Source organism: Bacillus sp. FJAT-14266 (genome assembly GCF_001719225.1).
GTDB lineage: Bacteria > Bacillota > Bacilli > Bacillales > Bacillaceae > Bacillus > Bacillus subtilis.
On sequence record NZ_CP017072.1, the window covers coordinates 2,725,666 to 2,752,226 of the forward strand.

The following is a 26,561-nucleotide window of genomic DNA, read 5'->3' on the forward strand; positions in this document are numbered from 1 at the left end:
TTACATCCCATTACAATACAGCCTATTTAACATGTCAAAGATTTATGTGTTAATGAAAAAAGCCTTCTTCTCTATTATCCCCTTCGGAAATATCCGATAAGGCGCTGCCGGCACGTTCATTCGTTTGCTCAGATAAAGAAAGATCACCAAGCGTGACAATTCCAGTCAGTTTTTTATTTTTTGTAACTGGTATCCTTCTGAGCTGATGCGATGCCATCAAATGAAGAACCTCATCGACTGAAGCATCTTCCTCCACACTGACAGGTTTTTCAGTCATCGCGTCAGTGATTTTTTGCGAGTTCGGTTTTTTGATGGCGATTCCTCTTAATACGAGATCGCGGTCGGTTACGATGCCGACCAATGTTTCCCCGTCCTCATCAACTACCGGTATCGCTCCTACATTTGCGTCCTTCATCTTTACTGCAGCTTCATATACATTATCTAATACCGTGCAATATTGCAAGTCGGCTGTCATCAGATCTTTTATTTTTGTCATCCGTTTAACCTCCTTTAGTCTAGTGCTATTGTCGTCAAAATTTAATTTTTGCATACTTTCAAAAGAAGAAGATTCATTGAAAGTTTAACGCTTTCATACTATGATTGTCAGGAAAGGTTATTTTTATAAGGAGGGGTCAGTGTTGAAGTTTACTGAAAGCGGACTTGAAGGGGTTAAGGCTGAGCTCAGCTGGCTAGACGACTTAATGGAAAGCAAAGGTCTTATCAGAGCGGGTCAATGGGATTACGAGAGAGTCACCTATGACAAGAAGTTTTCGACGATTGAGGGTACGTTTTACCTGCGGATACAAGGTATTGCGGCAGAAGGCGATGTCGGAAGCGGGCGCGCCGTGATTCAATTAATGTCCCCTCTCCTAGGAAAGCATTACTACCCTCATGGAGTAGAATATGGAGAAACGGAAGAGTTTCCCGTACAGGTTGTGACAAAAAGCAAGGCACTGATTCAGGACATAGCCAACATGTTAAAAACAGTTCAAATGTAACGAAAAGGTACAGCATATTTCGCTGTACCTTTTATGATATCGTCTGCTGAATATACGGCGGCTCCTCCTGCCCGTCCTTTTCCCTTTCTTTCTTCACCCATTGGAAAAAAATAATGGCCAAAAAAGTACCGTACACAATTTCCTGAATGATTTTCATCATGACTGCTCCGAGCTGCTGATCCTCTAACAAAGGCAGTGTATTCAACATCTCTGGCCCTGTTAATGGGACCTGCCCCATCATATCCGCTGGCACACAAAGCCTCATTGCCTCAGCCCATACAGCCGGATCTGTATAGGTGGCATATAACGGTGCACCGCTGAACATGATCAAGGCGCAAGCAGGTGTGAGCAGCATACCGTCCGCCATAATATAACCCAGCTTCATCAAGCCGCTGAGCTGCCGTAGACGCTCAACCTTATGAACAAGCGGCCACCACATGAAGAACGCAAGCACAAAGATAAGCCAAGTGATTAATGTATGGTAAAACGGATCCGTTTTGACAGTATCAAATATAAGCGGTACATGATATAAAGAAAAAATGCCGTTAAACAAAAGCAAAGCAATTAAAGGCGTCGTAAAAAAGGAAAAAACCGGTTTGATTGAAGGCCTGAAAATGATTTTTTCCCAGAGCCATGCAGGAATTCCCGCGATTAACAGCGGCGGGACAACCAAATACAGGACGGCCATCTGCACCATATGTGCGCTGAACATAATATGTCCGAGCAGATCAACCGGGCTTCCCTCGGCTGCATATAAAAACAGCATCGCCGACAGAAAGCACACCATCTCTTTACCAGTTATTCGATTTGGCTTTGAAGACATTCGCCTGTAAAAATAGAGATAAAGCGCCGTAATGCCTAACAGGATACAAAAAAGATAAGGGCTCCACATCGCGCGAAACCCGAATATCTCCAACTGATTCATTTCTTCACCTCCGGCGGCTGTTTCAAATTACCACCATATAATTGTCACAAACGCAAGCACAGTGATAAACGCGACAAACACTCCTGAATACAAAAACAGTGCAGGCGCCTCATGCCCTTTCTGATTCATATGCATGAAATAATACAGCTGAAAAATGACTTGAATTGCAGCTAGCAAAATAATGAAAGGAATCGTAAACCAGCTGCCGACACCGTCCGTGGCCACAGTCAGAAATGCAACAATCGTAAGACCGATCATTAAACCAAAAGACAGGACTTGATATTTCATCTCCCGGGCATGCTTTTTTTTCTTAAATTCAAGGTCGCTATTGATATGCCCTCTGCTTTTTTTATCGACCATGTTTATCCCACCATCCCCATTAAATATACAACGGTAAAGATGAAGACCCACACGACATCAATAAAGTGCCAATAAAGGCTGGCAACGTAAAACTTAGGCGCCGTATACAGATTCAGCCCTCTCTTGGCATTGCGGATCATAAGCGTGCTGATCCACATAAGCCCAAATGCCACGTGGGCGCCGTGTGTACCGACAAGCGTGTAAAACGCAGAACCAAGGGCAGAGCTTGTGATGGTAAAGCCAAATTCATGGGTGTAATGCTTGAACTCATAGATTTCCAGTCCTAAAAAGCCCGCCCCCAATAAAATCGTAATTCCCAGCCAAAGCTGCATCTTGCCGAAGGAAAAGTTCTTCATGTGGTACATCGCGTACACACTCGTTAAACTGCTCGTTAATAGAAGCATTGTGGCAATGAATACAAGTGTCACATCGAACATTTCCGTCGTAGGCGGATCACCGGCATTTGAATTCCGAAGCGCAAGAAACGTGGCGAAGAGAGACGCAAACAGAACAGTCTCTCCGCCAAGAAAAAGCCAAAAGCCTAAAAATTTATTTTTCCCTTCCAGGGTTACTTTTTCAGGAGAAGCTGGAAAGGTTTCTGCGGTGAATTTTTCTTGAACTTGCATTATGCCTTCACCCCTTTATCATCGTTCGGCAGTTCCTCTTTATGAATATGATAGCCGTGATCATCAATTACTGAACGAAGCAGCATCGTAATAAATGTGATGCCGAGCCCGATAAAGATCACCGGCAGGCCCCAAGCGTAATCACTTCTGTACAGCAGCCCGAACGCTGCGACAAAAAGGCCGAAGGAAATGACGAGCGGCAGGATCGAGCCGTTTGGCATATGAATATCATCAACCGGTTCCGCCGGCGTCATTGATTTGTGCCCTGCCTGCTTCTCAATCCAAAACGGATCAAGTCCTCTGACAAAAGGAAGCTGTTTAAAGTTATACTCCGGCGGCGGTGAAGAAACGGTCCATTCCAGCGTACGTCCGTCATGCCATGGATCAGCACCTACATATTCACCTTTTACCGATGTCCATATGACATTGACCAGCAGAAGAATAACAGCTGCCGCCATAAAAAACGCCCCGATTGTACTGATCAAGTTGCCGGTTTCCAGACCCTGTCCTGGCAAAAACGTATAAACCCGGCGCGGCATCCCCATTAAGCCGACAAAATGCTGAATGAAAAACGTGAGGTGAAAGCCAATAAAAAACAATACAAATGAAATTTTCCCCATCGTTTCATGCAGAATTTTACCGAACATTTTCGGCCACCAGAAATGAACACCGGCTAAAAGGCCGAATACAACGCCGCCAATAATGACGTAGTGGAAGTGCGCAACCACAAAATACGTATCATGGAACTGATAATCAGCCGCAGCAGCTGCCAGCATGACTCCCGTCACACCGCCGAGCACAAAGGATGGAATAAATGAGACAGCATACAGCATAGCGGTTGTATACTTCACATTTCCTCCCCAAATCGTCAACAGCCAGTTAAAAATCTTAATCCCGGTCGGAATCGCGATAGCCATTGTTGCAACCGCAAAAATCGCATTTGCAATCGGGCCGAGACCAGTCGTGAACATGTGGTGCACCCAAACCATAAAGCCCAGAAAGCCGATGAGCACGATTGCAAAAACCATTGAAGAATAGCCAAACAAACGCTTTCTGGCGAACACAGGGATGACCTCAGAAAAAATACCGAATGCAGGCAAAATTAGGATATAAACCTCCGGGTGGCCGAAGATCCAAAATAAATGTTCCCAAATGACCGTATTTCCGCCAAGCTCCGGATTAAAGAAATTGGTTCCGAACAGCCGATCCAGCATCATGAGAGCCAATCCAACCGTAAGCGGCGGAAACGCGAACAAAATCAATGCCGAGGCCACAAATGTCGTCCATGTAAACAAAGGCAGCCTCATATACGTCATGCCCGGAGCCCTCATGTTGATAATCGTAGCCAAAAAGTTAATCCCGGCTATCAGCGTCCCGAGCCCCGATATTTGGAGTCCGAGGACGAAAAAGTCTATGCCGTGTCCTTTAGAATGAAGCGAAAGTGAGGCATATGACGTCCAGCCCGCATCTGGCGCTCCGCCCAAAAACCAGCTTAGATTTAAGAAAATGCCCCCGAAAAAGAAGAGCCAAAAACCAAGCGCGTTTAAAAATGGAAACGAAACGTCCCGAGCCCCGATCTGCAAAGGCACAACCGCATTCATCAAGGCAAATAAGAGCGGCATCGCAGCCAGAAAGATCATCGTCGTTCCGTGCATAGTCATTACTTCATTGTACGCTTGAGCACTGAGAAACGCATTTTCCGGCTTTGCAAGCTGAATTCTGATAAACATCGCTTCAATTCCCCCGACAAGAAAGAAGAATCCCCCTGCCACTAAATAAAGAATCGCGATTTTTTTATGGTCCACCGTCGTCAAATAATCCCAAAGCATAGATCCGCGCGTCCGCTTTTCTGTAAGCGCATTCAACATATGTGACCTCCCCCAATATCTCCCTTTCTTCCCTACTTGCTTTCCGCTTTTAAGCCTTTTAAGTATTCATAAAGCGCATCTGTTTCGCTGTCTGAGAGCTTTGGATATGTGCCTGTCATTTTGTTCCCCGGCTTTATGCTGTCAGGGTCCTTCAGCCAAGCCTTCACATTTTCTTTGTTGGCCTCTTTCACCCCTGCCACTTTTGTCCTTTCACCGAAGGTCGCCAGGTTGGGTGCCGTTCTAGCGGCTTCTGCACGCTTATCATTCGGCTCTACCGCATGGCAGCTCAGGCAGTTTTTCTCTTTAAACAGTTCTTCACCCTGCTTAGCCAAATCGCTCTCTGCTGTAGATTTATAGTTTTTCATTTCTTTTGTCCAGCCCTGAAATTCCTTTGCAGACATTGTCTTCACCTTAAAATCCATCAGCGCATGTGAAGGGCCGCAAAGCTCTGCACACTTCCCAAAAAACATATCTCCTGCCTCTTTGCTTCGTTTTGAATCAAATGTCAGGAAGAACTTATTTTCATTATCCGTATTCGTATCAAGTTTTCCTCCAACTGAAGGAATCCAGAAGGAATGTTTTACATCAGAGGCTTTTAAATTAAAATATACACGCTGATCTGTCGGTACAATCAGCTCCTGGCTTGTGATAATGCCGTAATCAGGGTACTCAAACTCCCACCAGTATAAATTTGCCCTAACATTGACTACAAGAGCATCCTCAGCTTTGCGGCCTTTTTTATCCATTGGTGATGTGTCCGCTAGCTCCAGCGTATATAATACAACAGGAATCACAAGAATAATGAGCAGCAAAATCGGGATCACGGTCCATGTGATTTCTAAAAATTTATTCCCCTCTACCTGTTTCGGTATCGTGTTCTCACCGACCCGTGATCTTCTGAATCTCACAATCACATAAAAGAAGATAACAGATACTACTGCAACAACAACCACCATAATCAATGTGCTGAGCACTGTCAGGTCATACTGTTTATCAGCCACCTCGCCAGCAGGCTTGAGCGTGGATAAAAAAGGTTTTCCACATCCGCTTAATAGAAGCGGCACTAAGGCTAATAATAAAATAAGACGCCAATGCTTTACCATTTCACCCAACCCCTTTTCTGGTCAATACAAAGGCGGAAAGCGGATCGAAATCTATCGCCATCCAACCTATCACCAATAAAGCACTTACATTTCCTCTTCTCTTAAATTATGAGTTTTTTTACTCAAAATGCCATCTATGTATAAAAGTAAAGCCGCCTGATTAAACAAGAGGTCAAGGCGGCATTTACTAGTTGTCATCGTTTATTTTGAAGCGATAAAACAAGCATCATATCTATTTTTTAGAAAAGCGTCAAGACAACCATGGCAACGAAATAGATTGTCATGTAGTTAAGCGAGTAAACGAACATTTGTGTTGCCCACTTCATGATATTCTTGGAGCGGAATCCCATTAAGCCAAGAATCAGCCAGCCGATATTTAACAGCAAGCCGAGAATCACAATCGGAAGACCCAGGCTACCAAGGAAAAACGGAAGCGGCATCAGGCACGCAACCCACACAATAATTTGTCTTTTTGTCACTTCAAATCCGTATACGACAGGAAGCATCGGAATATTTGCAGCTCTGTAATCCTCTGTTTTCTTAATAGCCAATGCTAAGAAGTGAGGAATCTGCCAAATAAATAAAATCATGAATAACACCCATGCTACGACACCGATATTCCCTTCCACTGCCGTCCATCCAATAAGCGGCGGCACTGCACCGGAAACGCTTCCTACTACTGTGTTAATCGTATAGCGGCGTTTCGTCCACATTGTGTACAATACAACATACGTAAAGACTCCGATAAAACCGATAACAGCAGCCATGACAGTTGTCATCAGCAGCATGATCAATCCTAAAGCAACCAGCAAAATTCCAGACCATAACGCCTGACTCGGCTGAATTTTACCCGTAACCGTCGGTCTTACTTTCGTACGCTCCATAAGATGGTCAATGTCCCGGTCATACCAGTTATTGATCGCGCAGGAGCCCGCAATAATCAGTGAAGACCCGATTAACGTAAGAAGAACGGTGTTTATATTGCCTAAAAAACTTAAACCGGATATATGCAGTGCAAGCCACATTCCAGTGAAAGTCGTGATGAGGTTAGAATTGACGATCCCTATTTTAATAAGGGACAGAAAATCTTTCCATGCCGTTGTTTCTTCAATTTGTCCGTCTATAGCTGTATCATTTAAGATTCTGGAGTTAGCCATAACGTAAACCTCCCTTACAAACCTAACGCAGGAGAATAAAATAACCTGCAACTCTATCATACAAGATAACATCTTGTAAAAAAACATCCTATTAAATATTAAACGACAAACAGGAATTTATTTGTGAACTTTTTATGAATTTTACCAAAGATGAAGGCAATCTCCAAATCGGCATTGCGTTTACCTTATTTCTATCAGACCCGGCATGAATAATCAAGTGTACATTTTCCAGAAGCCGTCATTCTATTATATTTTTGTGAACAAAAGGCTCTGGGAATTGCCACAAAACACATATTCGCTTACACTTGGAACGTATATAAAATTGCAGCAGTATGTTAAGAAGGTGAATATTGTATGAATAAAGCATTAAAAGCTCTCGGTGTTCTGACGACATTTGTCATGCTAATTGTTTTAATCGGGGGTGCCCTCGTTACAAAAACAGGTTCCGGCCAAGGATGCGGCAGACAGTGGCCGCTGTGTCACGGCCGTTTTTTCCCTGAACTGAATCCGGCTTCAATTATTGAATGGAGCCACCGATTCGCAAGCGGAATCTCTATTGTCCTTGTGTTAAGCCTTGCGTTTTGGTCATGGAGAAAAATCACGCCGATTTTTCGTGAAACAACGTTTCTCGCGATCATGTCAATTATCTTTTTATTTCTTCAGGCATTGCTTGGCGCATTGGCTGTCGTATTCGGTTCGAACGCGCTGATTATGGCGCTTCACTTCGGCATCTCATTAATTTCTTTTGCTTCAGTGCTTATTTTAACATTGCTCATATTTGAAGCTGATAAATCAGTCAGAACACTGGTTAAGCCGCTTCAAATCGGCAAAAAGATGCAATTTCACATGATAGGAATTTTAATATATTCCTATATCGTTGTGTATACAGGCGCATATGTAAGACACACTGAATCAAGTCTGGCATGTCCTGATGTGCCGCTGTGCAGCCCGCTGAACAATGGGCTTCCGACCCAATTCCATGAATGGGTGCAAATGGGCCACAGAGCAGCAGCCTTACTGTTATTTGTATGGATTATTGTTGCCGCTGTTCATGCTATTATCTCCTATAAAGATCAAAAACAGATCTTTTGGGGATGGATCTCATGTCTTATTTTCATTACATTACAGGCACTGTCCGGGATTATGATCGTATACTCTGAACTGGCTCTGGGCTTTGCACTTGCCCACTCGTTCTTTATTGCCTGTCTGTTTGGCGTTCTATGCTACTTCTTATTATTGATTGCTCGTTTCCGTTACGAATCTAGTCAATCATAAGGACTAAAGACCAAAGCCTTAGGCGGCTTTGGTCTTTTTTCAGGTCTTGTTTTGGCGCTTTATTGTTTCAATCGCCAGCCTTCGCTGAACTTGATGATCAGTGAGCGGCTCACTTCGGGCTGTCCCCTTTCTCATCGTGATTATAGAAATTTCATATGCATCTATAGCCCGCGAACATAAGTATTAAAGCCTTTTAAATCAGATAGTGCTTAAAGAAATATGCACGGCATACTACAAAGCATCTAAAATATTGGCTGTATAAGCCTCTATTTATTTTGGGCTTGTGACAGTATTGTATAATCTCTGAAGTCCCCTTATATCTCTTCTAACCATCTGTTTCACTCCACATTTTCTATATAAAAAAACAAGAGTGTATATCAAATGATATACACTCTTTGTTTATTATGCTTTTTCAATTTCAAGGAGCAGATCTCCCGTTTGGATCGGCTCACCATTTTTCACATGAACCTGCTTGATTGTTCCTGAGAAAGGCGCCTGAACCGTTGTTTCCATTTTCATCGCTTCATTAATCATCAAATGATCACCTTTATTGACTTTTGTGCCTGCTTCAGCCAATACCTTAATAACTGTTCCAGGCATGGAAGCTGCGATGTGGCTTGGATTTGTCCGGTCTGCTTTCAGCCTTTCCTGAACGGAAGACTTAATGCTTTCATCTTTAATGACTACTTCACGCGGCTGCCCGTTGAGTTCGAAATAAACGACGCGGGTGGCATCAGGCTGAGGCTCACCGATTGAAATCAGCTTAACGATCAGCGTTTTGCCGCGCTCAATTTCAACTTCTATCTCTTCACCTAATGTCATGCCGTAGAAGAATGTCGGTGTATCTAATACCGAGATGTCTCCATAGCTTTCTGTCGTTTTCACATAATCAGTGAAGACTTTAGGATAAAGGGCATATGCCACAGCATCCTGATCTGAAATTTCCAAGTTATGCTGCTCTTTAAATTCCTGTTTGATCGCTTCAAATGACACCGGCTCAAGCAGTTCGCCCGGTCTGACTGTAATCGGCTCCTGCCCTTTTAAGATTAGCTTTTGCAGTTTTTCCGGGAATCCGCCATGAGGCTGGCCGATATTTCCTTTGAAAAGCTCCACGACAGAATCAGGGAAATCTAAAGATTCGCCTTTTTCGTAAACGTCTTTTTCAGTCAGATTGTTTTGCACCATGTAAAGTGCCATATCTCCGACAACTTTTGAGGAAGGCGTTACCTTGACGATGTCACCGAACATATCGTTCACGCGTCTGTACATTTCCTTGACTTCGTTCCATCGGTCGCCAAGGCCTACTCCCTTGGCCTGCTGCTGCAGGTTGCTGTATTGGCCCCCTGGCATTTCGTGTTCATAAATTTCAGTATGCGGAGACTTCATTCCGCTTTCAAATTCACTATAATATTTACGCACCGACTCCCAATATTGGGACAGCAATTCAACGCCTTGGACATTCATTTCCGGACGGCGGTCGTTGCCTTCCATCGCATGATAAAATCCGCTCGCGCTAGGCTGTGACGTTAATCCCGCCATTGAGCTGACCGCCACGTCTATGATATCAACGCCGGCTTCAACAGCTTTCGCATACATATAAATACCGTTTCCGCTCGTATCATGCGTATGAAGGTGAACCGGAATGTCGATCGTTTCTTTCAACGCAGAAACGAGTTCATATGCAGCCTGCGGTTTTAACAGCCCTGCCATATCTTTAATCCCGAGAATATGGGCTCCGGCCGCCTCAAGCTCCTTCGCCATCGATGTATAATATGCAAGGTCGTACTTCGTCCGGTTCTTGTCAAGGATATCTCCCGTATAACAAATCGCAGCTTCTGCCACTTTGCCGGTATCCCTAACAGCATCAATGGCTAACGTCATCCCTTTTACCCAGTTTAAGCTGTCGAAAATACGAAACACATCAATACCGGATTGAGCTGATTGCTTCACAAATTCTTTAATCACATTGTCCGGATAATTCGTATAGCCGACCGCATTTGATGAGCGAAGCAGCATCTGGAATAAGGTATTCGGCACTTCTTTGCGAAGATCTTCCAAACGCTTCCACGGATCTTCTTTCAGGAATCGGTAGGCTACATCGAAGGTCGCGCCTCCCCACATTTCCATACTGAATAGTTCAGGCCATAACGCAGCCGTCGGATTTGCGATTTTTTTCAAATCATGCGATCTGATTCTAGTTGCCAATAACGATTGGTGGGCATCCCTGAATGTCGTATCAGTTAAAAGGACAGATTTCTGCTCCTTAACCCAATTTGCAAGCCCTTCTGCACCTTTTTCATCAAGAATTTGCTTTGTTCCTCTGGCAGGTTGCTGATCAACGTCTACCTTTACGCTTAACGGTTTGTCAAACGCCGGTTTTTCTTTTTTCCCGATTCCAGGGAAGCCGTTCACTGTCACATTGCCGATGTAAGTGAGCATTTTCGTTCCGCGGTCTTTTTGTTTAGGGAATTTAAATAATTCAGGCGTTGTATCAATGAAAGACGTATCATATTGCCCTGTCAGGAACTTCTCATGTTTTGCAACGTTCTCAAGGAACGGAATGTTCGTTTTTATGCCTCTGATTCTAAACTCCTGAAGGTTTCGTACCATTTTGGCAGCTGCCTGTTCAAACGTTAAAGCCCAAGTTGAAAGCTTAACGAGAAGTGAATCATAGTATGGTGTGATCACGGCGCCCTGGAAGCTGTTTCCGGTATCAAGACGGACACCAAAACCGCCGCCTGAGCGGTAAGCCATGATTTTTCCTGTATCAGGCATGAAGTCATTTTGCGGATCCTCAGTCGTAACCCGTGACTGAATGGCATAGCCGATTGTAAAAATGTCCTTTTGCTCAGGAATATTTACTTTTTTGCTGTGAAGGCTATGCCCTTGGGCAACAAGGATCTGAGTTTGAACAATATCGACACCAGTAATCATTTCTGTTATCGTGTGTTCAACTTGTACGCGAGGATTTACTTCAATAAAGTAGAACTCGTTGTTTGCAACAAGGAATTCGACCGTCCCCGCATTTATATAGTTTACATTTTTAGCAAGCGCAACTGCCGCCTCACAAATTTGATCCCTTAATTCAGGTGACAGCGAGACACTCGGCGCCACTTCAATGACCTTTTGATGGCGTCTTTGAACGGAACAATCCCTCTCAAAAAGATGGACGACATTTCCCTGCTTGTCTCCAATGACCTGAACCTCAATATGTTTCGGATTCTCAATTAATTTTTCTACATAAACTTCATCATTGCCAAAGGCTGCTTTCGCCTCTGATTTAGCACGCTCATATGCTTCTTTGACTTCACTTTCAGATCTGACAATCCGCATACCGCGGCCGCCGCCGCCAAGCGAGGCTTTAATGATGATCGGATAACCGTTAGCTTGTCCAAATTGTTCGACGGCTTCAAGCGTTTCGGCAGGACCGTCGCTTCCCGGAATCACGGGGATTCCCGCTTTTTCTGCCTGCTCACGCGCTTTTACCTTGTCACCAAACATATCGAGATGCTCGGATTTTGGCCCTATGAATACGATGCCTTCTTCTTCACATCGTCTCGCAAAATGAATATTTTCAGATAAGAAACCGTATCCCGGATGAATTGCATCGACTTTGTTTCTTTTCGCAATATCAATGATACCTTCAATATCCAGGTAAGCATCAATCGGTTTTTTCCCTTCACCGACCAAGTATGCTTCATCCGCTTTGTACCGATGGTAGGAACCGGAATCTTCTTTTGAATAGACCGCAACTGTACGAATATTCAACTCGGTACACGCCCGGAATATTCGGATTGCAATTTCTCCCCTGTTTGCTACTAATACTTTTTGTATCGATTGCTGAGACAAACTTTTCTCCCCCTTACCCGAATGGAATATAATCTATCATAGCGGAATATCCTTCCCCTGTACACACTTGTTTTTTACTGATAAACAGTTTTTTTGAGCTGTTTCTTTTTCATTCCCTTCGGCGCCAAGGGCTCTTTCTTTTTCTTATTCTCTGAATATTTCACAAACATGCTGATATTCGCTAATATCCCCATACTTCCCAGCAGCAGCACCAAAGAAGAGCCCCCGTAACTGATAAATGGCAGCGTAACCCCTGTAATCGGAATTAATCCGCTGACACCGCCAAGGTTAATAAACGATTGTATGGCAATCATGCTTGAAATGCCGATCGCCAGAAGACTTCCAAAGGGGTCCTCGCATTTTCTGGCAATATAAAAACCTTTTATGACGACAAAACCCAATAAGAAAATCACAAACAATACCCCAAAAATGCCGAGCTCTTCTGCAATGACAGCCATAATAAAGTCAGTGTGTGATTCAGGCAGATATCCGTATTTTTGGATACTTTCACCGAGCCCCAGGCCGAAAATGCCGCCTGAGCTGATCGCATAATAAGAATTGATCACTTGCAAACCTGATGAATTTGCATACTTAAATGGGTCTTCAAGACTCTCAAAACGCGCCAAACGGCCCTTGGTTAAAATTTGATCCTGATTTAAATAGAGAATCGGGCTGACTAAAATGAAAACAATTCCGCCGAGCAAAAGCAGCCTCACCAGCGTCTTTCCGCTGAAGCCGGAGCACAAGATCATGCACGTCGCAATCAGCCCTATAATCATGGCTGTACCGAAATCAGGCTGCATGGCAATTAACCCGCAAATCACAAGCGTCATGACTACGGGAGGAGCCACACCTGTTAATAGATGGTCAATATAGCTTTGTTTTTTGGCATATACGGCTGCAAGGTATAAAATCACGACCAGTTTCACAAACTCCCCCGGCTGAATACTCATTCCGCCGATTTTAAACCAGCTCTGCGCGTTTCCGGCAACATGCCCGAAAACAAACAGTGAGATAAGCGCAAGAACAGATACAAGCAGTATCCCCTTCTGAAACTTTTGATGGGCCAGTGCTTTATAAGGAAACAACGCCATGAGAATAAATAGAGCGCCACCCGCAATTAAAGCAAACAGCTGCCGCATGAAGAAAAAATTACTGCTTACTCCATACCGGGAGACAGCCGTAATCATGCTTGAGCTGTATACCATCACTAAACCGAATCCGCATAATAAAACGATTGCGAATATCAGTGAGTAATCATAAGATTTTAGCATTTTTTTTAACATAACATCCTCTTCCCTGCTTCTAACTTCCATTATCTATGGTTTTTATGTATTTATCTTTTTTATTTTACTACAATTTATCAAACGAGACGAAGAATCTCTATACGATTCGGAAGGAATGTGTAAAAAAAGACCGTCTTTTATGAGATGAGAGAAAAATAGCGGTTATAAAAAAACCCAAACTGTTAATAAGTTTGAGTTTTATCATTTATTTAGCTGTAAACGCGTCATGCAAAGCAGACAATTCGCGCTCCAATGTGTATAAAAGGTCTTTACCGTCTTTTTCATTAACCAATCCCAGGCGGACAGCAAAATCGATTTCCCTCGAAAGCCCGAACATTTGAGTATCTAAAACCTCTTCATATAGAGGACATTGAGGCATCGTTAAGTTATCCATTTGTACTCGGATCAGCTTCAAAATCTTCTCAGCGTCCACTTTTAAGAGTTCAAAAGCTTTTTGCCGATGGTCAACTATCATCTCTGAAGCCAAAAGTATCCCTCCGTTCCCCAGGCGAGTACCTAATTCTTCTATTTATCATAAAGGGTATCAACAGAAAATGCAAGAGGATTTAAGCATATGACATAAATTAAAAAATACTCAGCCTGTACATCTCAGACATTATTTCCAAAAGCTTTACACCTGCAATGCTGTTCCCTTTTTCGTCTAATGCGGGGCCGAATATGCCGATCCCGAAATCGTAAGGCGAAATGCCCATAATCCCGCCGGATACGCCGCTTTTCGCAGGAATTCCGACCTTAATTGCGAATTCCCCGCTTGCATTATACATTCCGCACGTCACCATAAATGTTTTGCAAATTCTAGCGACATCTTTTGAGATGACTTGCTCCCCAGTCTCTGGATGTCTGCCGTTCAATGCAAATACAGATCCGATTTTCGCTAAATCCAAGCTGTTCATCTCAATCGCGCATTGCTTCGTGTATAAATCCATTACTGCCTCTACATCATCTTCAAAAATGCCGTACTGCTTCATATAATAACACATCGCCCGATTAATCATTGAAGTGCTGTATTCAGATTCAGCCACTTCCCGGCAGTATGTAATCTCTTGGTTGTTTGTCAGCCTTCTGATAAAAGAAAGCAAATAATCAAGTCTCTCTTTTACCGTTCTTCCTCTTATCAGACTTGTCACTACCAATGCCCCGGCATTAATCATAGGGTTTAACGGCTTGCTCGGATTCACTGTTTCGAGCTTGATAATTGAATTAAACGGATCACCGGTCGGCTCCTGTCCAACATAACTGAAGACCTTATCTTTGCCGTATTCCATTAACACCAAAGCAAGGGAAAGGACTTTCGATATACTTTGAAGCGTAAATGTTTTTTCTACGTCACCTGCTGACAGACAAACATTATTGGAATAATAAATCGCCACTGACAGGTCGTGTTTATCAGCTTTTGCCAAGGCGGGAATATAGCTGGCTACCTCCCCCTTGTCCGTTACTTTTTTCGCCTTTTTCACTAAGGCTTCAAGCTCATCATTATGCCGGCATACCATGCAAACACCCTCGTTCCCTCAGCATTTCAATACACATAATTTGTACACAAAGTGACAATTCATGCGAAAACTTTTATAATTTTGAGAGAAGGGGGTCATATCATGAGCGTTATCCAAGTAAAAGGCAATGTTACATATCCAATTACCATTGATCCAAGCGTATGGATTTTTGATGATCGCAAATTTTCGTTTGACCGCAAAGGGGACAGTCAAGACACATATTTACAATCAGCCGGGGATGAATCCGACCTTGATCCGGAACGCGTCATCAGAGAGGGGCGAATTGCGCCGCCTACATTAAAGACGGAAAAACAATATGAGAAGCAAAAACTGATGAACGGCAGTTTCGCAATGAGACTTGGGACTGTCCTGAAAAATGCTGAGCCGAACAGCTCTGCGACACAATGTGTATTTGTCACAAGTTCGGGAAAGGCCGCCGTTTCTCTGGAAACCGCTCTGAACAGTATTGTCCATTTCAGTGAGGCAGGCAAGCCGATTCAAGAAGGCGGCCCCGTGCATATTTACTTTGAAGGTCCGGTCCATCACAAACAGCCGATTACCGATGTAAAAGAGATCGAAATCATTTAAATGTTACAGCAAATCAGCTGCGAGCTGGGCGAGACCTGATCTCTCACCTTTTAATAGCTTCACGCTGCCTGAGATGGGTTGTCCTTTAAACCGCTCAACCACATAGGCCAAACCATTGTTCAGACTGTCTAAATATGGGTGATCAATTTGTTCAGGGTCACCCATTAAGACAATTTTACTGCCTTCACCGACTCTCGTCAGCAAAGTTTTCACCTCATGCCTGGTCAAATTTTGCGCTTCATCAATGATAATAAATTGATCTGGAATGCTTCTCCCTCTGATATAAGTCAGCGCCTCTACCTGAATTGAGCCAATTCCCGCCAAAATAGCATCAAGCTCCCCTGGTTTTTTCGCATTAAACAGAAACTCTAAGTTGTCAAAAATCGGCTGCATCCAAGGCTTTAGCTTTTCCTCTTTTTCGCCTGGCAAATACCCGATGTCCTTGCCAACAGGAACAATCGGCCTTGCGACGACCAGCTTTTTGTATATTCCCAAGTCTTCTGTCTGTAATAGCCCTGCCGCCAAAGCTAAGAGCGTTTTGCCGGTTCCCGCTTTGCCGATTAGAGTGACAAGCGGAATATCTTCCCGTAGCAAAAGCTCTAATGCCATTGTCTGCTGTACATTTTTCGGCCTGATTCCCCATATATGTTCATCATCAAATACGAGTCTTTTTAATACCGTTCCGGTTTTGTCTGCAATTCCGACTGCCGAGGAGGACCCTCCTAGCTCATCCTTCATTAAAGCAAACTGATTCGGATAAAACGCATGCTGTTTCACATCGTTTACTGAAATTTGATTTTTCCCGTAAAAAGAGCTGAACAGCTGCTGGCTGATATATAAATCTTTATAGCCGCTGTACATTTCATCATTGTCCACAACACGGTCATTCAAGAAATCTTCAGCAAGCAGTCCGATTGCGTCGGCTTTAACCCTGACCAGTACATCCTTACTGACAAGGATAACCGGCCTGCCATTTTCCTTGGTTTCTTCCTCGAGGCTTAAGTTTTTCGCAACGGCTAATATGCGATTATCGTTCGTCTTTTCAATAAAGATCTCTTGCAGCTGGTGAAACGAACGATGATTCAGTTCAATTCTCAGTGTGCCGCCGGTGTCAAGCGGTACATGCTCATGCAGCCTGCCCTTTTGTCTTAGCGCATCGATTAGCTTAGATACGTGCCTTGCATTCCTCCCAACTTCGTCCATATACCGTTTTTTTGAATCAACCTCTTCTAAAACGACAGCAGGGATGACAACCTCATTTTCTTCAAAAGAAAATATCGCGTTAGGATCCTGTAATAACACATTCGTATCTAACACATAAATTTTACTCAAGTCTCAGCCTCCTGATATAAGGGTCAAAGTTCTTCCTGCTTCTCTTTTGATGAAAAAGGTGAATGCCTGCTAAAATATATGTTTTTGTGCATAAAGATAGAAGGTTAATTCAACAATAAAATTAATGAAAGCATTTTAAGGAGGGAACCCGCAAGTGCGAATTCTTTTCATTATCATACAGCTGACACTTATCCTGTCCGCTTGTGCCTATCAACAAGGAAAACAGGGCCAGAATGTTGAAAAAGAATCAACAAGACAGCAGGAGACTAAACCGATTCACGTAAAGGACACAACTCAAGAAACAAAAGACAATGGAACAAGAACGGATATTGCCAAGCATCTTGTCAGCGTTGCTGAAAAAAACCCCGACGTCAAGGATGCAACAGCCGTTGTGCTGGGAGGTTATGCTGTTGTTGGGATTGATGTCGATGATACTTTGGACAGAAGCAAAGTGGAAACCATTAAATATTCTGTAGCTCAGGCGCTAAAGAATGATCGATATGGCGCTAACGCAGTGGTCATTGCTGATCCCGATACGGTCAGCCGCCTTCGTGAGATGAGCAGAGAAATCAGCGAGGGCCATCCGGTAACAGGCATACTGGATGAATTAGCTGCAATTGTCGGCCGAGTGCTTCCCGAAGTGCCTAACGACGTGATTGACAATGAAGACGAACCGCAAACAAAGCAGCAAAATGACCAATTAAATAGAAAACAGCAGCAGGAAATGGAGAAGGAGCAAAACGATCAATCTGATCATCATATGAAAAAGAACAACAATGACTAAGCTATAGCCTTGCGCTTTAGCTTTTTCTTATTTTGGACAGCTTCTGATCCGTGCTATAATACATGTTAGTGAAAGAGGTGATATGATGAGGGTCAAATGTTCTATTTGCGATAAAATTGAAACAATTGATGATGATACCCTGATCGCGAAACGGCTTCGAAACCGCCCGATCCATACATATATGTGCCAGGAATGCCACGATCGGATTGCCAAAAAAACAGAGGAACGGCTGAAAACGGGAAAATTTACTTTTCACCCGGGACAGCAGAAAAAAGAAAAAGTCAAAAAATAAAGCGGCCGCTTAACCATACAGAACACAAAAAAGACTCAGCTTTCAGCTGAGTCTTTTATGATTTTGCAGACTGTCCTTTTTTCGACTGATACAGCCGGATTTTGTAAATGATTAAAATCAGCGCAGCGACGACCAATCCTTCTGCCACGGGCAAAAACACCCCTAAAAAAGTCAAAACAGTGCAGCCCAAAGCCAAAAATACATACACCACTGCAGATTTTAATACAGGAAGCCGTTTAGCAAATCCAAGCTTAAATACAATAACGGCCAACACAAAAATCGTGCCGTACAGCAGCCACATGCCTGCCGCAGGCTGCCGGTCTACTTGATATAGAGCGGCGAAGAACGACAGACGTTCGCTTACGTCATTCAAAAAGATTCCCTCCCCTGTAAACGTACGGGTTCTATCTTTTCAAATTCTGCACGAGATTAAGACAATCCTGCTGTTTTTTTCTTTTTAGCTGCTTTTTCACGTTCGTTCTTATTGAGGATCTTCTTTCTTAAACGGATGGATTCAGGTGTTACTTCACAATATTCATCTTCGTTTAAGTACTCTAGAGACTCCTCAAGAGACATGATGCGCGCTTTTTTAATTGTAGTTGTCTGATCCTTTGTCGCAGAACGGACGTTTGTTTGCTGTTTCATTTTGCTGACGTTAACAACAAGGTCATTGTCACGGTTATGCTCTCCAACGATCATTCCTTCGTATACTTCAGTACCCGGCTCAACGAAGATGACACCGCGGTCTTCAATTCCTTGAATACCGTATGATGTTGCTTTTCCGTTTTCCATTGACACAAGTACACCTTGACGGCGTCCGCCGACTTGGCCCGCCTGCATCGGCTGGTAGCTGTCAAACGTATGGTTCAAAATACCGAATCCGCGTGTTAATGATAGGAATTCTGTAGAGTAACCGATCAATCCGCGGGAAGGAACTGTAAAGATGAGACGGACTTGGCCGTTTCCGTTGTTGATCATATCAACCATTTCGCCTTTGCGGGCACCCATTGATTCCATGACAGAGCCAGTATGCTCTTCAGGAACATCAATTTGCACACGTTCAACAGGCTCACAGCGTACGCCGTCGATTTCTTTGATAATAACTTCAGGTTTTGACACTTGAAGCTCATAGCCCTCACGACGCATATTTTCAATTAAAATTGACAAGTGCAGCTCACCGCGTCCTGAAACAACCCAAGCATCAGGAGAAGCTGTTGGCTCAACACGCAAGCTCACATCCGTCTGAAGCTGTGATTGAAGACGCTCTTCGATTTTGCGGGCCGTTACATATTTGCCTTCACGGCCTGCAAACGGACTGTTATTCACGACAAATGTCATTTGAAGTGTCGGCTCATCAATGCGAAGCACCGGAAGCGGATCTTGATGGTCTACAGGACATACTGTTTCACCAACGTTGATATCTTCCATCCCGGAAACCGCAACGAGGTCTCCCGCTTTTGCTTCTTCAATTTCCACACGCTTTAAGCCTTGGAAACCAAAAATCTTTGTAACACGGAATGACTTTGCCGTTCCGTCAAGCTTCATAAGAGAAACCTGCTGTCCGACTTTCATTGTGCCGCGGAATACGCGTCCGATTCCGATACGGCCTACATAGTCGTTGTAGTCAAGAAGGGCAACTTGGAATTGAAGCGGCTCCTCTGCATTATCAACAGGTGCCGGAACATGCTTAATAATGGTTTCATATAAAGCTTCCATGTTTTCATCCTGTTGTTTCGGATCAAGACTCGCTGTTCCATTAATCGCGGAAGCATATACCACTGGGAACTCGAGCTGCTCTTCATTGGCATCAAGCTCAATGAACAGATCCAGAACTTCATCGATAACTTCCTCTGGACGAGCAAAGTCACGGTCAATTTTGTTTACAACAACAACAGGGTTCAGGTTTTGCTCAAGAGCTTTTTTCAGAACAAAACGAGTTTGAGGCATACAGCCTTCATATGCGTCAACGACAAGCACTACGCCGTCAACCATTTTCATAATCCGTTCTACTTCTCCCCCAAAGTCTGCATGTCCAGGGGTGTCCAAAATATTGATACGTGTATCTTTATAGTTAATCGCAGTATTTTTCGCCAATATTGTAATGCCGCGTTCGCGTTCAAGATCATTAGAGTCCATTGCGCGTTCAGCAACCTGTTCGTTGGCACGGAACGTACCAGCCTGATGTAAAAGCTGATCGACTAGAGTCGTTTTCCCATGGTCAACGTGGGCAATAATCGCGATGTTGCGAAGATCATTTCGAAGTTTCACTTTTTCATCTCCTAAAAAAATTAGATAACTTTCATATTATATCACACATCCTCTTTAAAAGCGTCACGTTTTTCTGTAAACTTAATATAAGACGTAAAAGGGGATGGAAATTATGAAAAAAATGAATTGGCTTTTACTATTATTTGCATTTGCAGCGGTTTTCAGCATTATGCTGATCGGCGTCTTTATCGCTGAAAAAAGCCCTGCAGGCATTATCGCCAGCATTGTACTTGTTTGCGCTGTCATGGGCGGGGGATTTACATTAAAAAAGAAAATGCGCGAACAAGGCTTGCTTGATTAAAAGCATTGCCCCGCCGGCGACATTGTAATCAAAAAACACCGCAAAGAAAGCGGTGTTTTTCATTTCTTTAAGCCTTATCTCCCCTGTTTCTTAGTCAGGAAGATGCAAAACAGCCTTCATACATAGACAATCGTTCTAACGATCACACGTGCAGCCTTCAAAAAGTAGTTCGGCAACGATACACATAAAATACCATAGCGCCTATTCCTCCACCGGAAACTACTCCCTATAATGGAATTTGTAGCACAATTCATAAAAGGGAGAGAAGAAACATGAAGAAAACATTTGTAAAAAAAGCTATGTTAACGACTGCCGCAATGACCTCAGCTGCTCTATTAACGTTCGGTCCTGATGCAGCCAGCGCAAAAACACCGGTTGATAACACTGCTGTTCAACTCCAGCATCAGGCGAGCACTAACGAAGATCTCAATACATTCATTGATATATTAAATCAATGTATTTACGAACAAGACGGTGTATATTATTTTGACAGCGAAAAAGCTGTCGAGTTAGGAATGACAAAAGAAGAGGCTCAGGTAATTGCTACACTCTGGGAATCGACATCAGAATTTTTCAGCATTGTTTCACAATGTGTGTATCTCGAGGATGGAAATTACAAATTTGATACAGAAAAAGCAGTTGAACTTGGCTTCACAGAAAAAGAAGCACTTGCACTTGAACAATTTTTCTCCGCTGTTTCTCTCAAGATTCACATTCTTCAAGCAGCCATTGTGCTACAAGATGATGTGTACAGCTATGATAAAGACGCAGCGCTACAAGCAGGTGCAACGCCACTGCAAGCTGACGTTTATGAAAAACTCTTCAGTGCCCTGTCACAAGAACAGCTTGCCGCTATTTACGATATGATTCATCCCCAGGCTTAATGTAAAAAAGCGCTTGCCGGAATCGGACAAGCGCTTTTTTTATATCAGCAGTTTGATGATCAGCATCATGGCAACCACCGCTCCAAACCAGCAGGCAGCTTTCATGATCAGTAATCCATAGTACCTCTGTTTAAAACGCAGTTCTTCTTCCGGCAGATAAGCCTCCTCAACGGCCTGCTCGCTTTCCAATTCAAATGGCTCAGCCATCGTGTCATACATGTCTTTGCAGCTGCTGCACATTTTTAAATGCTCTTCTATAACGTGTTCCGTTTCTCTTTTACAATCACCTTCAAGATACAGAGGAAGCAGGTCTCTTACTAGAAAGCAGGTCATATCCGCTCCTCCTCTCTACTTTTCGTCATGTGTTTCTTAAGTTCTAATCTAGCCCGGTGCAATGTGGTTTTCACCTTAGAAAGACTCCATCCCAATATCTCAGCGATTTCTTCATAAGAAAGCTCTTGGAATTCTCTTAAAATCAAAACGGATTGATGCTGATCTTTTAACTTCAGGAGCTCCTGCCGCAGTGTTTCGCTTTTCACCGTTCGTGACAGATACTGTTCAGGCTGCTCATAAGTTGTTTGCGTTAACCCTTCATTTTTGCTGATTTCAGTAAATTGGTATTTGACATCCCTTCGGTACCAATTGATAAAGGTATGATGCGCAATGGTGTAGAGCCATGTTCTGATGGAAGAATGCCCCCTAAACGAAGCCAGACCGTTAAGAGCTTTTACAAACGTGTCCTGCGCTAAGTCCTTGGCTGTTTCAAGATGATGAGTCCTTCTGAATAAATAATTTAAAATTTCTTGATAATACTGCCGATACAAGTCCTCAATGGAATCCCTATGCTTCATTAAAAGTAAAACCACACCGTCATCCAAATGGCCAATAAAATGAAACAGATATACATGGAAGACAGGTATACTTTCATATATCTGATTTGGCTTTCTTCTTCAGCACCGGGACTTCTCTTTAAACAAGTTTTACTCTTTAAGTCTTCCGCATTCTTTTGAAATAGGGATTCATGCTGTTTCATCCATTCCATTGATTCATCCTCTAGCTCTCCTTCTTTATACAGGTCGTATAAGTCTACAAAAACAGACTCTTTTTCTTTATGATTCATAAAGACTTTTCACCTCTTGTGTTTCTCCATCCACTACATAGGCATCATGGCGATTTGAACCAAACGGCTGAATAATGATCAGCCATGCATAATGCCGTTCATCCCCTCTTTGAACGATAATCGGACGCATACGCTTTTTGTAAATAACATCCTGATATAGAGAAGCTACCTTTTCATAAGCCAATGTTCCATTACGATACGTATAAGGGAATGACTGATCAGGTGTATCGCTGTATACATAAACGTTTAGCTGACCTTGATCTTCAAAAAACTCATATGTTTTAGAAGAATCAGTATACATCACCATGTCACCCTGACTGCTTTTTTTCTTCTTTTCTGATCCACGAGCATCGAAGATCGATAATATCTGATGCTGCATCCGGCTGTTAGCCATTGAGATATTCTTTTTCATCGGAAGCGAAAGACTATGTAAACAACCTGATTCGCCCTCAAATTCCAAAACAATTCCACCTTTTGTTTCCACTCTCACCATGCTTCCGAGCAGGCTATTGCTTTCAATATCAGTGATCTGATAAGGCTGTTTTGAGATGTTCAGCGCTGTAAACATTTGTTCCACTTTGTCTTGAATGTCTTGTTCCGTTATATGAACATGCAGAAGAGAGTCAAGCTGGTAAATCGATGGATCTTCACTAAAACCCATTAAGGTTTCCTTTTCCCAATAAAATACCGCGCCATCATCAGCATGATCTTTTTTATGAAGCTGGTTTTTCAGGTATATACGTACGACTGTCTGGCCGTCCTCATTTGATACCTTTGTTTCGATATGATCCTTATGTAACACACGTCCGTGTCGCTCAAGGAAAGCGATGGACTTCCGCTTGTACTCCTGATTCGTTAGCTTTTTCCCATGTGCTTTTTGTAAGTATTCATAATTACGAATCAGCTGCGATACTTCATCTACCTCAGCTTTGTAACCTTTGCTTTCAAATGAGTAGAAATAATGCACATCCATGTTTGTATCATGCAAATAAAGTGTTTCATCCGTAGGAAAAAATGACTTTAGTATCTGTTCCGCTTTTTCTGATGAAATGTGCTCCCCGACAAAATTGAATGAATCATGGACATTTGCTGGCTTTGATACAGCGAAAGCAGCCGTTCCTATGTTATATATCGGATTTAACAGCAGGACAAAAAACACCAGGACAGCCATCGTCACCCACTTATTCACACGCACATAAACCTTTCCTGACTTTTGGAACAGATGATAGCTCATCAAAAATCCCGCCATTGCCAAATAAATCGTATATGGCATTACTGCACCATAATCTTTTGAGATTTGATTGGGATATGGCGCAAGCAGCAAGACAAGCAGTCCGATAATCAGCGTATAAAATAAGCCTAGTAAGATCTTATCCGTTCTCCAATACAGCTTGAAAAACACTACATTCAACGCAATGGGAAGAGTGATGATGAAAAACAGAAACACGAATGCAATCGGCTCCATCCCATCCGGGTATTCCTTCCAATACGAAAAGAAACTAAAAATCATTTGTACGATCGGCAAACTGACAACGGCAAGGTCGAACGTATAAAACTTACCCTTTCCGCCATGATCACGCGGCATCAGCATATAGTGAAAAGCCGTCAGCAGCACATATCCGTATAACAAAAAATGCAGCAGCGGCAGCAGTTCTTTTCCGTCCTCTCTTAAGTAAGCGCTGGTGAAGTTTGTTGATTGCACCTGGTGAATAAGTTCAACAGACACTCCCGCCAGCAGCACAATCCGCAATATAACACCCGCCAAGAACATTGTGCGCTGCCGGTTTATTTTGGGATGATGCACCAAAAGATATAAGCCCGCCAGAACAACAATTGACCATTGAATCAGCAGGGTGCTTTGTCTGCTTAATATTAAATAACGTTCGAAATGCAATACATAATGACTGAATAACTCCAACACGAACAACAATCCTTTACTTCTTATTAAGGCCTCATTCGGTTAGACAGCGGACTTTTCAAAAAGTTTCAAGATGAAACAAAAATATCTCATCTTCCCCTTGATATGTAAAAAACATAACTCTTGAGTGAACCATCACATGACACTTGACTCATCTTGATATTATTCAACAAAAACAAACACAGGACAATACTATCAATTTTGTCTAGTTATGTTAGTTTTTGTTGAGTATTCCAGAATGCTAGTTTAATATAACAATATAAAGTTTTCAGTATTTTCAAAAAGGGGGATTTATTGTGGGTTTAGGTAAGAAATTGTCTGTTGCTGTCGCTGCTTCGTTTATGAGTTTATCAATCAGCCTGCCAGGTGTTCAGGCTGCTGAAGGTCATCAGCTTAAAGAGAATCAAACAAATTTCCTCTCCAAAAATGCAATTGCGCAATCAGAACTCTCCGCACCAAATGACAAGGCTGTCAAGCAGTTTTTGAAAAAGAACAGCAACATTTTTAAAGGTGACCCTTCCAAAAGGCTGAAGCTTGTTGAAAGCACGACTGATGCCCTTGGATACAAGCACTTTCGATATGCGCCTGTCGTTAACGGAGTGCCAATTAAAGATTCGCAAGTGATCGTTCACGTCGATAAATCCGATAATGTCTATGCGGTCAATGGTGAATTACACAATCAATCTGCTGCAAAAACAGATAACAGCCAAAAAGTCTCTTCTGAAAAAGCGCTGGCACTCGCTTTCAAAGCTATCGGCAAATCACCAGACGCTGTTTCTAACGGAGCGGCCAAAAACAGCAATAAAGCCGAATTAAAAGCGATAGAAACAAAAGACGGCAGCTATCGTCTTGCTTACGACGTGACGATTCGCTATGTCGAGCCTGAACCTGCAAACTGGGAAGTCTTAGTTGACGCCGAAACAGGCAGCATTTTAAAACAGCAAAATAAAGTAGAACATGCCGCCGCCACTGGAAGCGGAACAACTCTAAAGGGCGCAACTGTTCCTTTGAACATCTCTTATGAAGGCGGAAAATATGTTCTAAGAGATCTTTCAAAACCAACAGGCACCCAAATCATCACATATGATTTGCAAAACAGACAAAGCCGCCTTCCGGGCACGCTTGTCTCAAGCACAACGAAAACATTTACATCTTCATCACAGCGGGCAGCCGTTGACGCACACTATAACCTCGGTAAAGTGTACGATTATTTTTATTCAAACTTTAAACGAAACAGCTATGATAACAAAGGCAGTAAAATCGTTTCTTCCGTTCACTACGGCACTCAATACAATAACGCTGCATGGACAGGAGACCAGATGATTTACGGTGATGGCGACGGTTCATTCTTCTCTCCGCTTTCCGGCTCATTAGATGTGACAGCGCATGAAATGACACATGGCGTCACCCAAGAAACAGCCAACTTGATTTATGAAAATCAGCCAGGTGCATTAAACGAGTCTTTCTCTGACGTATTCGGGTATTTTAACGATACAGAAGACTGGGACATCGGTGAAGACATTACGGTCAGCCAGCCTGCTCTTCGCAGCCTGTCCAACCCTACAAAATACAACCAGCCTGACAATTACGCCAATTACCGAAACCTTCCAAACACAGATGAAGGCGATTATGGCGGTGTACACACAAACAGCGGAATTCCAAACAAAGCCGCTTACAACACCATCACAAAACTTGGTGTATCTAAATCACAGCAAATCTATTACCGTGCGTTAACAACGTACCTCACGCCTTCTTCCACGTTCAAAGATGCCAAGGCAGCTCTCATTCAGTCTGCCCGTGACCTCTACGGCTCAACTGATGCCGCTAAAGTTGAAGCAGCCTGGAATGCTGTTGGATTGTAATATTAGAAAAAGCCTGAGAAATCTCAGGCTTTTTTTTCGTTACATATCTTGATTACTCTCTTCAGCAGCAATGACGAAAAGATGCTGCCATGAGACAGAAACGGCTTCTGATTTGCAAAAAGAGGGATGCAGCCGCAAGTGCGCATTTTATAAAAGCTAATGATTCAGTCCACATAATTGATAGACGAATTCTGCTACAGGTCACGTGGCTATGTGAAGGATCGCGCGTCCAGTTAAGAGCAAAAACATTG

At 43.1% G+C, this 26,561-nt stretch carries 26 protein-coding genes; 8 read left to right on the top strand and 18 right to left on the bottom strand.

The annotated features are described in order from the left end of the window. Positions 1-49: 49 nt before the first annotated feature. Positions 50-496, bottom strand: a complete 447-nt coding sequence (locus BGM23_RS14005) for a CBS domain-containing protein (protein ID WP_003221362.1) — start codon at positions 494-496, stop codon at positions 50-52. Positions 497-635: 139 nt separating this feature from the next. Between BGM23_RS14005 and BGM23_RS14010 the strand changes: the two genes are divergently transcribed. Then, positions 636-998 carry a YugN family protein gene (locus BGM23_RS14010; RefSeq protein WP_003232238.1) on the top strand — a complete coding sequence of 121 codons (363 nt, stop codon included), beginning with the start codon at positions 636-638 and terminating at the stop codon, positions 996-998. Positions 999-1,029: 31 nt separating this feature from the next. Here BGM23_RS14010 and ctaG read toward each other — a convergent pair whose 3' ends face one another. The 6 genes from ctaG to cyoE all read right to left on the bottom strand — a co-directional run bounded on the left by ctaG (position 1,030) and on the right by cyoE (position 7,037). Beyond that, positions 1,030-1,923, bottom strand: coding sequence for a cytochrome c oxidase assembly factor CtaG (gene ctaG / locus BGM23_RS14015; protein WP_046664162.1), 894 nt, complete (start codon positions 1,921-1,923; stop codon positions 1,030-1,032). A gap of 27 nt (positions 1,924-1,950) precedes the next feature. Continuing rightward, a complete protein-coding gene (gene ctaF / locus BGM23_RS14020) occupies positions 1,951-2,283 on the bottom strand; it encodes a cytochrome c oxidase subunit IVB (protein ID WP_003232242.1) in 333 nt (110 codons plus the stop codon). Between the two features lie 2 nt (positions 2,284-2,285). Beyond that, positions 2,286-2,909, bottom strand: a complete 624-nt coding sequence (gene ctaE, locus BGM23_RS14025) for a cytochrome c oxidase subunit III (RefSeq protein WP_003232244.1) — start codon at positions 2,907-2,909, stop codon at positions 2,286-2,288. Beyond that, positions 2,909-4,777, bottom strand: a complete 1,869-nt coding sequence (gene ctaD / locus BGM23_RS14030; RefSeq protein ID WP_032725638.1) for a cytochrome c oxidase subunit I — start codon at positions 4,775-4,777, stop codon at positions 2,909-2,911. Before ctaD ends, ctaE begins: the two co-directional genes overlap by 1 nt. Positions 4,778-4,809: 32 nt before the next feature. Further along, complete coding sequence (gene coxB / locus BGM23_RS14035; protein WP_014663859.1) at positions 4,810-5,880, bottom strand: cytochrome c oxidase subunit II; 1,071 nt, start codon at positions 5,878-5,880, stop codon at positions 4,810-4,812. A gap of 239 nt (positions 5,881-6,119) precedes the next feature. Then, positions 6,120-7,037, bottom strand: coding sequence for a heme o synthase (gene cyoE / locus BGM23_RS14040; RefSeq protein WP_003232250.1), 918 nt, complete (start codon positions 7,035-7,037; stop codon positions 6,120-6,122). A gap of 354 nt (positions 7,038-7,391) precedes the next feature. On the opposite strand from cyoE, the gene ctaA reads away from it, so the two are divergent. Then, positions 7,392-8,312, top strand: coding sequence for a heme A synthase CtaA (ctaA, locus tag BGM23_RS14045; RefSeq protein WP_029726521.1), 921 nt, complete (start codon positions 7,392-7,394; stop codon positions 8,310-8,312). Between the two features lie 402 nt (positions 8,313-8,714). Here the strand turns inward: ctaA and pyc are convergent, their stop codons facing one another. From pyc to glsA, 4 genes are all read right to left on the bottom strand, one after another. After that, on the bottom strand, positions 8,715-12,161 hold the full coding sequence (gene pyc / locus BGM23_RS14050; RefSeq protein ID WP_029726522.1) for a pyruvate carboxylase: 3,447 nt from the start codon (positions 12,159-12,161) through the stop codon (positions 8,715-8,717). 74 nt (positions 12,162-12,235) lie between these two features. Then, positions 12,236-13,447 (bottom strand): cell division protein FtsW, encoded by a 1,212-nt coding sequence (gene ftsW / locus BGM23_RS14055; protein ID WP_029726523.1) that lies wholly within the window; start codon positions 13,445-13,447, stop codon positions 12,236-12,238. Positions 13,448-13,652: 205 nt separating this feature from the next. Beyond that, positions 13,653-13,934 carry an Fpa/YlaN family protein gene (locus BGM23_RS14060; RefSeq protein ID WP_029726524.1) on the bottom strand — a complete coding sequence of 94 codons (282 nt, stop codon included), beginning with the start codon at positions 13,932-13,934 and terminating at the stop codon, positions 13,653-13,655. Between the two features lie 97 nt (positions 13,935-14,031). Further along, positions 14,032-14,961 (bottom strand): glutaminase A, encoded by a 930-nt coding sequence (glsA, locus tag BGM23_RS14065; RefSeq protein WP_003232263.1) that lies wholly within the window; start codon positions 14,959-14,961, stop codon positions 14,032-14,034. Between the two features lie 102 nt (positions 14,962-15,063). Here glsA and BGM23_RS14070 point away from each other — a divergent pair, with 102 nt between their 5' ends. Then, positions 15,064-15,549: a hypothetical protein gene (locus BGM23_RS14070; protein WP_003232265.1), complete on the top strand. Its 486-nt coding sequence runs from the start codon at positions 15,064-15,066 to the stop codon at positions 15,547-15,549. 3 nt (positions 15,550-15,552) lie between these two features. On the opposite strand, the gene BGM23_RS14075 is transcribed toward BGM23_RS14070, so the two are convergent. Then, on the bottom strand, positions 15,553-16,881 hold the full coding sequence (locus tag BGM23_RS14075) for a PhoH family protein (protein ID WP_003245272.1): 1,329 nt from the start codon (positions 16,879-16,881) through the stop codon (positions 15,553-15,555). A 154-nt stretch (positions 16,882-17,035) separates the two neighbouring features. On the opposite strand from BGM23_RS14075, the gene BGM23_RS14080 reads away from it, so the two are divergent. Both BGM23_RS14080 and BGM23_RS14085 read left to right on the top strand, forming a co-directional pair. Then, positions 17,036-17,665 carry a YhcN/YlaJ family sporulation lipoprotein gene (locus BGM23_RS14080; protein ID WP_003232269.1) on the top strand — a complete coding sequence of 210 codons (630 nt, stop codon included), beginning with the start codon at positions 17,036-17,038 and terminating at the stop codon, positions 17,663-17,665. 82 nt (positions 17,666-17,747) lie between these two features. Next, complete coding sequence (locus BGM23_RS14085) at positions 17,748-17,957, top strand: YlaI family protein (protein ID WP_003232271.1); 210 nt, start codon at positions 17,748-17,750, stop codon at positions 17,955-17,957. A 55-nt stretch (positions 17,958-18,012) separates the two neighbouring features. On the opposite strand, the gene BGM23_RS14090 is transcribed toward BGM23_RS14085, so the two are convergent. Further along, on the bottom strand, positions 18,013-18,330 hold the full coding sequence (locus tag BGM23_RS14090) for a YlaH-like family protein (RefSeq protein ID WP_003232274.1): 318 nt from the start codon (positions 18,328-18,330) through the stop codon (positions 18,013-18,015). A gap of 56 nt (positions 18,331-18,386) precedes the next feature. Further along, complete coding sequence (gene typA / locus BGM23_RS14095; protein WP_003232278.1) at positions 18,387-20,225, bottom strand: translational GTPase TypA; 1,839 nt, start codon at positions 20,223-20,225, stop codon at positions 18,387-18,389. 112 nt (positions 20,226-20,337) lie between these two features. Between typA and BGM23_RS14100 the strand changes: the two genes are divergently transcribed. Next, positions 20,338-20,526 carry a YlaF family protein gene (locus BGM23_RS14100; protein WP_003245500.1) on the top strand — a complete coding sequence of 63 codons (189 nt, stop codon included), beginning with the start codon at positions 20,338-20,340 and terminating at the stop codon, positions 20,524-20,526. Positions 20,527-20,798: 272 nt separating this feature from the next. Continuing rightward, entirely contained in the window at positions 20,799-21,410 is a 612-nt protein-coding gene (locus BGM23_RS14105) for a hypothetical protein (RefSeq protein WP_003232282.1), read from the top strand. Between the two features lie 39 nt (positions 21,411-21,449). Here BGM23_RS14105 and sigQ read toward each other — a convergent pair whose 3' ends face one another. Genes sigQ through BGM23_RS14125 form a run of 4 tightly spaced genes read right to left on the bottom strand, consistent with a single transcriptional unit; the run spans position 21,450 to position 24,460 of the window. Further along, positions 21,450-21,743 (bottom strand): anti-YlaC sigma factor ylaD, encoded by a 294-nt coding sequence (gene sigQ / locus BGM23_RS14110; RefSeq protein WP_046664155.1) that lies wholly within the window; start codon positions 21,741-21,743, stop codon positions 21,450-21,452. Continuing rightward, positions 21,740-22,261, bottom strand: coding sequence for an RNA polymerase sigma factor YlaC (gene ylaC / locus BGM23_RS14115; RefSeq protein ID WP_015252163.1), 522 nt, complete (start codon positions 22,259-22,261; stop codon positions 21,740-21,742). The genes sigQ and ylaC overlap by 4 nt, the downstream gene beginning before the upstream one ends. Beyond that, complete coding sequence (locus tag BGM23_RS14120) at positions 22,261-22,530, bottom strand: hypothetical protein (RefSeq protein WP_003232287.1); 270 nt, start codon at positions 22,528-22,530, stop codon at positions 22,261-22,263. Before BGM23_RS14120 ends, ylaC begins: the two co-directional genes overlap by 1 nt. Then, entirely contained in the window at positions 22,520-24,460 is a 1,941-nt protein-coding gene (locus BGM23_RS14125; RefSeq protein ID WP_082359948.1) for a hypothetical protein, read from the bottom strand. Before BGM23_RS14125 ends, BGM23_RS14120 begins: the two co-directional genes overlap by 11 nt. Before the next feature lie 284 nt (positions 24,461-24,744). On the opposite strand from BGM23_RS14125, the gene nprE reads away from it, so the two are divergent. Beyond that, the gene (gene nprE, locus BGM23_RS14130) at positions 24,745-26,310 is read left to right on the top strand and encodes a neutral metalloprotease NprE (protein WP_003245026.1); all 1,566 of its coding nucleotides are present in this window, start codon (positions 24,745-24,747) and stop codon (positions 26,308-26,310) included. Positions 26,311-26,561: the final 251 nt, after the last annotated feature.